We start from the raw sequence: 12,793 nt of genomic DNA on the forward strand, positions 1-12,793 counted from the left end.
CGCCGTGCTTCCAACGCTTTACCCATAAAAACAAGATCAAGAGAGCTTCGGAATGAACCACACCCCTTGCGTCGCCCTGGGCCTGACTTTGCTCAGCCAACCGTTGCTGGCCGCCGAAAGCGGCTTCTTCGAAGATTCGAAGGCCACCCTGAGTGCCCGTAACTACTACTTCAGCCGTGACTTTTCCGACATCGTCGGGGCCAACCGGCAATCCAAGGCCGAGGAGTGGGCCCAGGGCTTCATCCTCGACTTCAAGTCGGGCTACACCCCGGGCACGGTCGGCTTTGGCGTTGACGCCCTGGGCCTGTTGGGCATCAAGCTAGACAGCAGCCCCGACCGCACCAACACCGGGTTGCTGCCGGTGCACAGCGATGGTCGCGCCGCCGACGAATACAGCCGCCTGGCGCCCACCTTCAAGGCCCGGCTGTCCAAGACCGAATTGCGCGTTGGCGAACTGCAACCCAACCTGCCGGTGCTGACCTTCAGCGACATCCGCCTGTTGCCACCGACCTACCAGGGGGCAAGCCTGAGCTCGGCGGAAATCGACGGCCTGACCGTACAGGCCGGGCACCTGAAAAGCACCCACCTGCGCAACGAAGGCGGCGACGGCAAGATGAACGCCATGCTCGGCCATGTGCCGATGCGCCAGGTAGAAAGCGACGCCTTCAACTACCTGGGCGGTGACTACGCGTTCAACGCCAACCAGAGCAGCGTCAGCCTGTGGTATGGGCAGCTGGAAGACATCTACGAGCAGGGCTTTGTCGGCCTCAAGCACAGCAAGCCCGTAGGCAACTGGGTGCTCAGCGCCAACCTGGGGTATTTCACCGCACGCGAGGATGGCGATGCGTTGCTCGGCAACATCGACAACCAGGCGTTCTTCTCGATGTTCACTGCCCGGCATGGCGGGCACAGCTTCCATGCCGGCTACCAGGGCATTTATGGCGACAGCCCGTTCCCACGGGTATTCGCCAACATCTCGCCGCTGGCTAACGAAGTGCCTACCTATGAGTTCGCTTACACCGACGAGCGCTCGTACCAGGTACGCTACGACTATAACTTCGCGGCCATGGGCGTGCCGGGGCTGACAGCGACCGTGCGCTACATCACGGGTAACAATGTCGACACCGGGCTGGGTTATGAAGGACGTGATCGCGAGCGTGACCTGGACATTGGCTATGCGGTACAGAGCGGCGTGCTGAAAGGGCTGGGGATTCGCTTGCGCAACGCCATGGCCCGGTCCAACTACCGCAGCGACATAGACGAGAACCGCTTGACGCTGGTGTACACCTGGCAGTTGTTCTGAGATGGGGGTAGTTTCCAGAAACCACCTTTTCAGGATTGCCACCCTTGGACTCCATTACTCAAGCTGTTCTCGGCGCCGCCCTGCAAGGCACCATGCTCGGCCGCGTCCAGGGCCGTCGCTCGCTGCTGTATGGCGCGGCGCTGGGCACGCTGCCCGACCTGGACGTGATCATCCGCTATGCCGACCCGGTGTCGCAGATGACCTATCACCGCGGCTTTTCTCATTCCCTGTTCGTGCTCACCGGGCTGGCCTTGCTGCTGGCCTGGCTGGTCAACAAGTGCTGGCCAGGCAAAGGCTATACCTTGCCCAGGCTGTTTTTGGCGTTCTGGCTGGTGCTGGTCACCCACCCGTTGCTCGACGCCTTCACGGTCTACGGCACACAGTTGTTCTGGCCTTTGCAGACCACCCCGGAAAGCTGGGCAGCGGTGTTCATCATCGACCCGGTCTACACCGTGCCGCTACTGGTCGCGGTGATCTACGCAAGCATCAAGGGGCTGACGAGCAAGGCTACGCAATTACTGACCTTGGCCCTGGTGTTCAGCGCAGCCTACCTGGGTTTCGGCCTGGCCGGACGCATGGCGGCCGAGCAGCGCTTCCAGGCTGCGCTCGACCGCCAAGGTATCGCCGTCAGCCAGGTACGCGCCGTGCCGATAGCCTTCAACAGCTTGGTCTGGCGGGTGCTGGCCAAGACCCCGGATGGCGATTACTACGAAGGCATCAGCAGCGGCTTCGACCAGCAACCGCCAGAAATGCAGCGATTGCCGCGTAACTTGCAACTGGCGCAAGCGCTGGGCGGGCACCCGTTGCACCAGCGCTTGCGCTGGTTCACCGATGACTGGCTGCGCTACGACCAAGTCGGCGACGCGCTGGTGGTCAGCGACCTGCGCATGGGCATTCCGGGGAATTACACGTTCCGCTTCAGCATGGCCCATCGTGACAGCCAGGGGCACTGGATTGCCGATGTGCCATCGATGTGGAGGGGCGCCGGGCCAGGGGCGGCGTTCAACGGCGGCGACCTGGTGCTGATCTGGCGACGGATCGTCGAGCAGCAGCCACCGTTGCCGCTGGCTGCCTGGACTGATCGTTACCTGGTGCCTGGCACCGCTGAGCGCGGGCATTGAGGCATGCGTTTGGCCGGGCTGGATCTGGTCAAGTGGACGGCGATGCTGGCCATGGTCGCCGACCACCTGCGTTTTCTGTGGCCTGATGCCGATGGCCTGTTCGTGATTGGCCGGTTAGCGTTTCCGCTGTTTTGCCTGGCGATTGCGGTGAATGTGGGGCGCGCCAGGACCCGCTGTCGCGGCAGCGTTCGCATGCCTTCGCCGCGCGGGCCTTGGCAGAGCTGAGCTAAACCCTACTGGCCTGTTCGCGGGCATGCCCGCACAGGTACTGCGCCTGTCTTGAAAGTTGTGGGGTTGCTGTGGGAGCGGGTTCACCCGCGAAGAGGCCGGCACAGGCAATAAAAACGGAGCCTGTAAGCTCCCTGACTGCATCAAGCCTGCTTGAGGAACGGATAATCCGTATACCCCTCAGCCCCATTGGCATAATCGAACTGCGCCAATCTTCAGTCAGTTCTTCCTTGTGAGAACTACTGTAGCTACAACAGCTCCGACAATACCGATACCTACGAGAATGGATATCACCGGATACATTCTGACGACGTTGTAGGGAAGATAGATAGCGATCTGGAAATTCTGCATGCGAGGACCAGGTTGGGTCCACGCCTGACCGACTCTCGAAAAAAGACTTAAATTGTGGTTCTGATCGCGGTAGGTAGGTCGATCCCTGTAACTGCGGTCCGTACTTGCGGGCGTATTACCTGAGATTGAATTTAGTTCTCGCAATTGAATCTGTTGCGGAGGCGTTCCTGAAGCCTGGCGGGGTACAGTGGTTGACGGAGCGCTACGCCGGTTGGAGCTGGAGCGGCTGGATGACGGACTTAGTGGCAGAGTACGGCCAGCTGCCGTGTCGCTGTTACCTGACGCAGGGGCTCGTCTATGAAAAGGACCGGGAGGAGAGCTGGGAGTAGTAGTCTGAGGTCTTTGAAAAACCCTGGCCAACCCTGTCGGATCGGCGAAATTCACAGGGTCACCTTTGCAGTAGGTATAGCAATTGGTTCCCCCTTCCCCGAACGGGCCCAATGGGTCGGGACTGTTGAATCTTGCCTTGGAGAGATAAAACCGTTTGGTCTGCCCAAGCGGATAGCCGAGCGTCACCACATCCAGATACTCGCCATTGAACCCTGCAAGTACCCTCCCCGAATCATCGGGAGAAAAACCGTAAGGTGTGTAAGCGCGAATACGCTGTTGCACCCGCGCATTTAGTACCGATCCGTTCAAGTCGGTCTGCAGCAACATTGAATGTTCACCCGTTCTGGCGTCCAGCTGCGCAAGCAGTTTCTCGGCGTGTAGCAACCTTATGTGTTTGTCGCTATGCCTGGACACCAAACGGTCCTGTTGATAGAAAAAATGGTCAGTGACGGCGGTGGATGACATGGCTACGCCCGGTTCAAGTGAGTGACCTCACCCTATGCAGAGCAGCACAGGTGGACAACTGGCAAAAATATCAGGCTGCGCCATGTGGCTGCTGCTCGATGCCACGCGTGTGTTGAAAAGTGTTAACGCACGATAACTCTGCCGCTAACAAAAATGCGCATCCTCCGCGGTGATTTTCATCGCCAGCGCGCCGCCATAGGTGTCCCACTGTTCTCCGTCCACGGCCCGACAATCGCCAAACTGACCAGCCGGTTGTTTAGTACCCAGGCTATCGCGAACTCGACGATACCCACGCCCTTGGCTTCAACATAGGCGGCCTCAACCGATCAGCGCCAATGCCTCCTGCAGGCTCAACGGGCGCTTCAGGCGTTGTGACAGCGTTGCCATGGCATCGGAATAGCCCTTGGCGATAACCGCCTCGACCCGTTCATCCACGCATTGCAAGGCGATGAAGTCGCCTTTTTCCGGCTCGCCGACGAACTCGATACGGTTCCAGTCCCGCGCATGACCCAGTACTTCGTAGGTGCGGCCATGCTGGTAGGTCCAGAAGAACGGTACGTCGGCGTAGCGGCGCTGCTCGCCGAGCATGTTGGCGGCCGCGATAACGCCGTGCTGCTGGGCCAGGCGCCAGTGTTCGATACGCACCGGGCGCCCGGTGAGCGGGAAGGTGGCGATATCCCCCGCGGCCCATAGGCCATCTGCGGCGCGCATTTCGGCATCGACTTGCACCGACTTGTCTTCGGTCAGCAGTACGCCCCGGATAAAAGCGGTCGCCGGTTCTACCCCGGTGCCCAGCAGCACCAGCGGCGTCTGTAGCCGCTCGCCATTGGCCAGCAGCACGGCTTCGACCTTGCCCTGGCCCTGGATCCGTTCTACCTCGGTGGGGCCGTGGAAGGTGACCCCCTTGCGTTCGTGCAATTCGCGGATGCTACGGCCGATGCGCTCGCCCAGCTGCCGGGCCAAGGGGACTTCGTGGCGGGTGACCAGGTGCACCTGCAGACCGTACTTGCGCAAGGCCGAGGCGGCTTCCAGGCCGATGAAACCGTCGCCGATGATCACCACTGGCTGGCCGGGTTCGGCAGCGTCCAGCAGGTGCGCGGCATCTTCCCGTGAGCGCAGGGTAAATATCCCGGGCAGATCGACACCTGGGATATCGGGCCGCAGCGCCTTGCCGCCGGTGGCCAGCAGGCAGGCGTCGTAGTCGATCTGCTGGCCGTCGGCCAGCGTGACTTGGCGCTTCTGGCTGTTCAGGGTACGCACCTTGCCATGCTTGCGCTCCAGCTGGCCCTTGCGCAGGGCGTCGGCGTCGAGCAGGGCGGGCACCTCATCGGGTTGCATCTGCCCGGCGATCACGAATTTGCTGAGGGACGTGCGATCGTAGGCTGGCTGGCGCTCCTGATCGACCCACACCAGGCGGCCGGCAAAGCCATGGGCCAGTAGGGTGGCGACTGCAGCACTGCCCGCGGCACCGGCACCGACCACCACGAAACAGCGGGCATCGCTGTGGAGGGGCGGCTCGGTTTTGGGTAGGGGTTGGTCATCGACCCAGACCTCGTCGCCTTTGACCCAGGTTCTGTAGCGGCGCAGGTCGGCCAGGGCTGGCGGCTCGCAGACCGCGCCCTCGTCCACGGCGAATGCGGCCTTGTGCCAGGGGCAGACCAGCAGGCCGCCGCAGATCACACCTTCATTGAGTGGGGCGCCTTCGTGGGGGCAATTGCCCTGGAAGGCATGCACCTGCTCGCCCTGGCGGATGAGGATGAGTTCCTCGCTGCCGGCCTGGACGCGCAGGGGGCGGTGGTCGTCGAGTTGGGCCAGGCGGGCCACGACGTGCTGGGTCATGGGGGTTCTCCAAAGGGACCTTTGGAACCATTTGACGCCTGCGTCGGCGATGGGATGCGTTGAGCTGACGATCGGTGGAGGATGTAAACTTGATGTGGCCTTGGCGGGCCTCTTCGCGGGTGAACCCGCTCCCATATGGAATCCACAATCTTCGAGTTGGGGGGGATCCTGTGGGACCGGGTTTACCCGCGAATGTCTCAACTGGCCCGTACAGTACTCAGCGCGCCGGCCCGGGTTACCCGCAAGGCCACCAGGCTACCCAGCACGATCAACGCCGCCAGTGAATACAGCGCGGCATCGGTCGAGCCTGTCTGGTCCTTGATGAAGCCGACCAGGTACGGGCTCAGGAAGCCGGCCATCTGGCCTACCGAGTTGATGATCGCCAGGCCGGCGACAGCGGCGCCGGCGCTAAGCAGTGCGGTGGGCATCGGCCAGAACATCGGCAGGCCGGTGAGGGCGCCCATGGTGGCGATCGACAGGCCGAGGATGGCGACGGCCGGGTTACTGGCGAAGTTCACCGCGATCAGCAGGCCGATGGCGCCCATCAGCATCGGTACCACCAGGTGCCAGCGGCGCTCGTTGCGCAGGTCGGCCGAGCGCCCGCAGAGGATCATGAACACACCGGCCAGCAGGTACGGGATGGCGCTGAGCCAGCCGATCAGCAGCGGGTTGTCGAAGCCCATGTTCCTGATGATCGACGGCAGCCAGAAGTTGATTGCGTACACACCGCTCTGGATACAGAAATAGACAAAGCCGAAGGTCCAGACCAGCGGATTGGTCAGTACGGCAAGCACGCTGTCGCCGGTGGTGCGGGGTTTGCTGGCGGTATCGGCGTCGAGGTCGGCAGCGATGAGCTGGCGTTCGGCCGGGCTCAGCCAGGCGGCTTTCTGGTAGCCGTCACTGAGCAGGAACACTGCCAGTACGCCCAGGGCAACAGTCGGCAGGCCCTGGATCAGGAACATCCATTGCCAGCCGGCCAGGCCGTGCTGGCCGGCGGCGAAGTGTTGGAGGATCCAGCCAGAGAACGGCCCGCCGAGCAGGCCCGACACCGGGATGGCCGACATGAACAGGGCCATGATGCGGCCGCGGCGGGCTGCCGGGAACCAGCGCGAAAGGTACAGCACCACGCCTGGGAAGAAGCCTGCTTCGGCAGCGCCGGTCAGCAGGCGCAGGGCGTAGAACTCGGTGGGCGTAGTGACGAACAGCAGGCAGGTGGAGAGGCTGCCCCAGGCGATCATCATCAGCGCGATCCAGCGCCGCGGGCCGAAGCGGTTGAGCGCCAGGTTGCTCGGCAGGCCGCAGAGCACGTAGCCGATGAAGAAGATGCCGGCGCCAAGGCCGTACACCGTTTCGCTGAACTTCAGGGCGTCGAGCATCTGCAGCTTGGCAAAGCCGACGTTGACGCGATCCAGGTAGTTGAACAGGTAGCAGATGAAAATGAACGGAATCAGCCGCAGGGTGATGCGCCGGTACAGCGCGTTGCGGGTGGTGTCCGTGCCTTGGTCAGGGGCGGGGCTGTATGCCATGATCGGGTTCTCTGTTGTTATGGTTGTCGCCGCGTCGCCTGTTCCGGCGCTCGCCCTGACGAGTCTCGGGGACTGCGGCGTGCCTGTCTTTGTGCTTTTGCACAGCACTTGCACCGGGCTGCTGTGCCCGAGCCCAAAACCTGACACCCAAAGGACCATTCAATGTTCGAACTCGACCATGACCTGGCACAGGATATCGTGGACCGGGCGATGGCCATTCTGCCCTGCAACGTCAATGTCATGGACAGCCAGGGGTTGATCCTCGGCAGTGGCGAACCGGAGCGCATCAACACCCGTCACGAGGGCGCGCAGCTGGTACTGGCCAACGGCCGGATCGTCGAGCTGGATACCGACGCGGCCAAATGCCTGAAGGGCGTGCAACCTGGGGTGAACCTGCCGCTGATGCTCGATGGTCGATTGATGGGCGTGCTTGGCCTGACCGGTGACCCGCAGCAAGTGCGTACCTATGGCGAGCTGGTGCGCATGACCGCCGAAATGCTGTTGGCCCAGCGCCATTTGCAGGCCGACCAGCAATGGCGACGGCAGCGCTGTGACGACTTGCTGGCCCTGCTGCTGGGTGGCAGCGGCGATTCGCCTCGGTTGCTCGACGAGGCCCGGCAACTGGGGCTCAAACCCCAGTTACCACGTGTGCCGTGCCTGTTCGAACTGGCCTCGGGGCCATCCGCCGAAACCCTGTCGGCGTGGTTGATGAGCCGCTACCCGGACAGTTGGTGCGTCAGCCCGGCCCGCCAGTCGTTATTGTGGTGTCGCCCGGCTGGCGTGGCGCTGGATGAGCCCCGTCTGCTGGAGCGCCTGCAACGTCATGGCTGGGAAGTGGAGCGCCTGGCCCTGGGTAGTGCCGCGCAAAGCCTGGAGCAACTGCGCCGGGGTTATCGCCGGGTGCGTGACCTGTTGGCCTATGGGCGCGAGGTACTGCCCGGCGAGCGCCTGCTCAGCCTGCAGCGCTACCGGTTGCCGGCTTTGCTGTGGCGGCATCGCAACGATGATGCGCTGGATGAGTTGCTGGAGCCGTTGCAGCGTATTCGCAGCAAGGACAGCAGTGGGCAGTTGCTCACCACGCTGCGCGCCTGGTGTGCCCATGACGGCCAGAGCCAGGCCTGTGCCGATGCCCTGGGCATCCACCGCAACAGCTTGCGCTACCGCCTGGAGCGGATTGCCGAACTGGGCGAGGTCGACCCGCTGCGCATGGAAGGGATGCTTAGCTTGTACCTGGGGTTGCAACTGCTGCCTGTAGATTGACACGAGACATGTAGGAGCAGCCGCGAAGGCATCTGCCCAAACAACCCGCCCGACGTTTTGTGCATTTGACCGAGGCCTCCTTGGCAGCCACCTGTCAGCATGCCGCTCATCAGGACAGGAGAAACCCCATGAAGATCGTCATTGCCCCCGACTCGTTCAAGGACAGCCTCGACGCTGCCGGTGTCGCCCGCGCCATCGCGGCGGGCCTGGGCGAAGCCTGGCCTGAGGCGGAGCTGGTCGAGTGCCCGATGGCCGACGGTGGTGAAGGCACCATGGATGCGATTCTCGCCGCCAGCCATGGCGAACTGCGTCGTCAGGCTGTGCGTGGGCCACTGGGGCAAAGCGTCGAGGCGGGCTGGGGCTGGCTGCCGCAAAGCCGCACGGCGATCATAGAAATGGCCCAGGCCAGTGGCCTGCAGCTGGTGCCGACTGGCCAGCGCGATGCCTGTCGCAGCAGCACCTGGGGTACCGGTGAGCTGATTGCCGCCGCTTTGGCCGCCGGCGCGCAACGGGTGGTGCTGGCCATTGGCGGCAGTGCCACCAACGACGCTGGTAGCGGTATGTTGCGGGCGCTGGGCCTGCGCCTGCTGGACGCCGACGGGCAAGCGCTGGAGGAGGGCGGACTGGCCCTCGCCAAGCTGGCCCGCATCGATGCCAGCGACCTCGATCCACGCCTGGCCGAGGTGCAGTTCGAAGTTGCAGCAGATGTCGACAACCCACTGTGCGGTGCCAACGGCGCATCGGCGATCTTCGGCCCGCAGAAGGGGGCCAACCCGCAGCAGGTGCAAGCGCTGGACCAGGCCCTGGGGCATTTTGCCGACCATTGTGCGCAGCTGCTGGGTGAGGATGTGCGTGACTACCCTGGCTGCGGCGCTGCCGGCGGCATGGGTTTCGCGGCCCGGGCATTCATGGGGGCACAGTTCCGCCCAGGGGTGGAAGTGGTGGCCGAACTGGCAGGCCTGGAGGCGCTGGTGCAGGGCGCGGACCTGGTGGTGACCGGTGAAGGGCGCTTCGATGCCCAGACCTTGCGAGGCAAGACGCCGATGGGTGTGGCCCGGGTTGCCAAGCGCCATGGGGTGCCGGTAGTGGTACTGGCCGGGACCTTGGGTGAGGGCTACCAGCAGCTTTACGCCCATGGGGTCGATGCTGCCTTTGCCCTGGCCAGCGGGCCGATGAGCCTGGAGCAAGCATGTACCAATGCCGCAGAGCTGCTGCGGGCGCGGGCTTGTGATATCGGGCGGCTGTGGTGCTGCGCGAAGCAGATCTGAGCAGGTTGAGGGTGAGCCCTGCGGGTTATGGGGTGCTCTTCTTGGGCAGTGCTCCTAATGGCCAGCGATGCCCGGGTTTTCGTACATGGCAATGAAGTTGGCCAGCGCCGGCGAAGTATTCCGGGCATTCCATTTCATGTACAAGCCCAGGCCCGGAGTGGGCTGGTCGTCGATTGGCTGGATCGGTCGGAACTGCACGCGTTCGGGCGGGATGAAACCGATGAACGAGGCCGGCACCAGGGCCACGCCAAAACCACAGGCCACCAGGCCCAGCAGGGTGTGGACCTGCGCCGCCTCCTGCACCACCCTGGGGTAGAAACCCGCTGCCTCGCACAGCGCCGTCAACTGCGCGTGGTAACCACCGGCCACGGCTTGCGGACTGAAAACGAAATCCTCATCGGCAAACTCGCGCAGGTCCACCGCCCCCTCTTGCGCTTTCGCATGGCAGGCCGGCAGGGCCATGACGATCCGCTCATCAAGCAGTAGCCGTGACTCGAGAGCTCCTGCCGGCAACGGCAACCTGCGCATGAAGCCGATGTCGGCCTCACCGGCCAGCAGAGCCTTGGCCTGCGAGGCCGATGGCATCTCGCGGATGGTCAGCCGCACGTTCGGGTGCGCCTCGCGAAAGCGGCGCAAGGTAGTGAGCAGCGAGTCGTAACAAGCGATGGAAATGGCCGTGATGTCCAGTTTGCCGCTGATGCCGGCGGACACATTGCGCGCATACTCGATACCCTGTTCCAGCTCGGCCAGCGTGCGGTAGGCGGTATCGAGGAAGGCCGTGCCCGCCGCCGTCAGCCGCACCCCGCGCTTGTTGCGCAGGAACAGGCCGAAACCGAGCTTGTCCTCGAGGCGACCGATCGCCTGGCTCAGCGGCGGTTGCGCCATGTGCAGGCGCTCGGCGGCCTTGTGGAAGTGCAGCTCTTCGGCCACGGCAATGAACTGCCGGAGCAAACGTGTCTCGATCATCCTGCGGTCCTTCAGCCCGGTGACCCGGCGGTGATATCCATGAGATATCAAAGTTACATGCTTTTAATATTAAGTCATTGATTTTTTTGTTGTTATCGTAAAAAGGAGAATCGAAGGTAGCCAGCAAATGCCCGCAACAGACCCTTTCCACGATAATCCTGCGGTCTTCACCGATGCCGCACAGGGCCTGGGACTGGCCCATCCCATGACGCTGGCGGAGGTGGGCGAACTGCGGAACCGCCTCAAGGCATGCAACTACGTGCCGGTCAACGTCGCTAAAACGCGCGCCGACCTGGGCGAGAGCCTGGTCTGGGATGAATGCAGCAGCGCGTTGTACTTCGTCGATATCTCTGGGGGGCGCATCAACCGCCTGACACCCGATGGCGAAGCCGAGTGCCTGTACGAATCCGCGGCACGCATCGGCGCGCTGGCGTTGACCGACCAGGGCAACCTGATTTTCACCGAGGATGCCAGCGTGGCCATCTTCGACGTACCGCTGCGCAAGGTGCGCCGGCATTCGGTGTCGGTTCACCCGCGGCCGACTTACCGTTTCAATGATGGCGCCTGCGACCCGCAGGGCCGCTTCGTCACTGGGCTGATGGACGACGCTCTGAGTGGCAACACCGGGGCACTGTTCCGTTTTGACGGGCAGTTGAGCGACCAGGTGATCCACGACGACATGGCGTTGCCCACCGGCCTGGCCTGGTCGCAGGACGGCCACACAGTGTACTTCGTCGATTCGGCGGCGCGCTCGATCTACAGCGCCAGGTACCTGGCCGAAGGCCGCCTGGGCGCGGTAACGCTATTTGCCGAAACCCCTGCCGAACTGGGGCGGCCGGACGGCCTTGCGCTGGACCGCGAAGGCGGCCTGTGGGTGTGCCAGTACCATGGCAGTTGCCTGCTGCGTTATGACTGCCATGGCCACCTGACCGACCAGGTGCTGATGCCAGTGCCGTGCCCCACCAGTTGCTGTTTCGGCGGGGTGGGAATGAATACCTTGTACATCAGCACCGCGCGCTTCGGCATGAGTGCCGAAGACCTTCACCATTACCCCGACGCTGGCGACCTGTATGCCATCAGCCCGAAGATCGGTGGCATCACCCGGCACAGTTTCAAGGAATAAGCGGTTGAGCCTGGCTGGCCTGTAGTACGGCCAGTTCGCCAAAACGCTGCGCCGCGTCGATGTAGCGTAACGCCGACTTGGCGTCTTTCCAGCCCACGTAGCTCATCAGTGACTTCAACTCCCAACCGTTGGCAGTGGCCCAGGTGGCAAAGCCACGGCGCAGCGAGTGGCCGGTATACAGCGCTGCGGGTACTCCGGCGCGCTCCAGCATGCGCCGCAGCAGGCTGACCAGGCTGTTGCTGTTGAGCGCGGCATCGCTGAGGTTGCCCCAGCGGTCGAGCTTGCGGAACACTGGCCCATGGGCTATGCCGGCGACTTCCAGCCATTGCAGGTAGGCCGTGACCGGGCACAAGGCCTTGAGGGCCGGGGTTCGGTGTTGCACGCCCAAGGCTTCGCGGTCGCCCTTGCTGCGCGGTACGAACAGAGTGATGCCGACACCGGCTTCGGCCTGGATGTGCTCGACGCGCAGGCGTGCCAGTTCATCACCACGAAAGCCGCGCCAGAAGCCCAGCAACAGCAAGGCCGCGTCGCGGCGCGCCCGGCGCAGGGTGGCCAGGTCATGGTGTTCACGGGCCTGGCGGGCTTCTTGTTCGAAACATTCCACTGCAGTTTGCAGGTGCTGCAGCAACAGGGGGGCGGCTTGCCTGGGTGGTGTCGGGTGCAGGGTGCGGATGCCGCGTAGCACCTGGCGCACCAGCGGCGTCTTGGTCGGGTCGGGGAAACCTTGGGCGACGTGCCATTGGCTGAGTGCGGCCAGGCGCAGGCGCAGCGTACTGACCGCATGTTGGTCGGCGTTGTCGGCCAGGTAGCGGGCGATGCTCTCAGCCGTGGCCGGTAGAAAGCCGCCCCAGTGGGTTTCGAAATGCTCGATGGCGGCCTGGTAGCTGCGCCGGGTGTTGTCACGGGTGGCGGCGCGGAGGTAGCGCTCGATGTCGGTCATGGTGCGGGCATCGGTGGGTAATGGGCACACGATAAACCGAATTGGATTGCCTGTCCCGGCTGTAGTGTCAGTG

At 63.5% G+C, this 12,793-nt stretch carries 10 protein-coding genes and 2 pseudogenes; 6 read left to right on the top strand and 6 right to left on the bottom strand.

All coding sequences use genetic code 11. The features are described 5' to 3' along the window. The first annotated feature begins 52 nt into the window (after positions 1-52). The 3 genes and pseudogenes from CAY82_RS16280 to CAY82_RS16290 form a co-directional block, all read left to right on the top strand. On the top strand, positions 53-1,303 hold the full coding sequence (locus tag CAY82_RS16280; protein ID WP_087502129.1) for an OprD family porin: 1,251 nt from the start codon (positions 53-55) through the stop codon (positions 1,301-1,303). 44 nt (positions 1,304-1,347) lie between these two features. Then, positions 1,348-2,424, top strand: a complete 1,077-nt coding sequence (locus tag CAY82_RS16285) for a metal-dependent hydrolase (protein ID WP_087502130.1) — start codon at positions 1,348-1,350, stop codon at positions 2,422-2,424. Positions 2,425-2,427: 3 nt separating this feature from the next. Continuing rightward, a pseudogene (locus CAY82_RS16290) lies at positions 2,428-2,592 on the top strand (TraX family protein); the annotation flags it as partial. 279 nt (positions 2,593-2,871) lie between these two features. Here the strand turns inward: CAY82_RS16290 and CAY82_RS27275 are convergent. From CAY82_RS27275 to CAY82_RS16305, 4 genes and pseudogenes are all read right to left on the bottom strand, one after another. Continuing rightward, positions 2,872-3,798 carry an RHS repeat-associated core domain-containing protein gene (locus CAY82_RS27275; protein ID WP_087502131.1) on the bottom strand — a complete coding sequence of 309 codons (927 nt, stop codon included), beginning with the start codon at positions 3,796-3,798 and terminating at the stop codon, positions 2,872-2,874. Between the two features lie 159 nt (positions 3,799-3,957). Next, positions 3,958-4,109, bottom strand: a pseudogene (locus CAY82_RS26155) (aldo/keto reductase); the annotation flags it as partial. 7 nt (positions 4,110-4,116) lie between these two features. After that, on the bottom strand, positions 4,117-5,637 hold the full coding sequence (locus CAY82_RS16300; protein ID WP_087502132.1) for an FAD-dependent oxidoreductase: 1,521 nt from the start codon (positions 5,635-5,637) through the stop codon (positions 4,117-4,119). A gap of 197 nt (positions 5,638-5,834) precedes the next feature. Then, on the bottom strand, positions 5,835-7,163 hold the full coding sequence (locus CAY82_RS16305; RefSeq protein WP_087502133.1) for an MFS transporter: 1,329 nt from the start codon (positions 7,161-7,163) through the stop codon (positions 5,835-5,837). A gap of 162 nt (positions 7,164-7,325) precedes the next feature. On the opposite strand from CAY82_RS16305, the gene CAY82_RS16310 reads away from it, so the two are divergent. Together CAY82_RS16310 and CAY82_RS16315 are read left to right on the top strand one after the other, a co-directional pair. After that, positions 7,326-8,423: a sugar diacid recognition domain-containing protein gene (locus tag CAY82_RS16310; RefSeq protein ID WP_087502134.1), complete on the top strand. Its 1,098-nt coding sequence runs from the start codon at positions 7,326-7,328 to the stop codon at positions 8,421-8,423. Positions 8,424-8,551: 128 nt separating this feature from the next. Further along, complete coding sequence (locus CAY82_RS16315; RefSeq protein ID WP_087502135.1) at positions 8,552-9,691, top strand: glycerate kinase; 1,140 nt, start codon at positions 8,552-8,554, stop codon at positions 9,689-9,691. Positions 9,692-9,745: 54 nt separating this feature from the next. Here the strand turns inward: CAY82_RS16315 and CAY82_RS16320 are convergent, their stop codons facing one another. Next, a complete protein-coding gene (locus CAY82_RS16320; protein WP_087502136.1) occupies positions 9,746-10,657 on the bottom strand; it encodes a LysR substrate-binding domain-containing protein in 912 nt (303 codons plus the stop codon). 205 nt (positions 10,658-10,862) lie between these two features. On the opposite strand from CAY82_RS16320, the gene CAY82_RS16325 reads away from it, so the two are divergent. Beyond that, the gene (locus tag CAY82_RS16325) at positions 10,863-11,780 is read left to right on the top strand and encodes an SMP-30/gluconolactonase/LRE family protein (protein ID WP_256576297.1); all 918 of its coding nucleotides are present in this window, start codon (positions 10,863-10,865) and stop codon (positions 11,778-11,780) included. Here the strand turns inward: CAY82_RS16325 and CAY82_RS16330 are convergent. Continuing rightward, positions 11,770-12,720 carry a site-specific integrase gene (locus CAY82_RS16330; protein ID WP_170931090.1) on the bottom strand — a complete coding sequence of 317 codons (951 nt, stop codon included), beginning with the start codon at positions 12,718-12,720 and terminating at the stop codon, positions 11,770-11,772. The two genes, CAY82_RS16325 and CAY82_RS16330, sit on opposite strands and share 11 nt — an antisense overlap. Between the last annotated feature and the right edge of the window lie 73 nt (positions 12,721-12,793).

It is taken from the genome of Pseudomonas sp. SID14000, assembly GCF_002165135.1.
Classification (GTDB): domain Bacteria; phylum Pseudomonadota; class Gammaproteobacteria; order Pseudomonadales; family Pseudomonadaceae; genus Aquipseudomonas.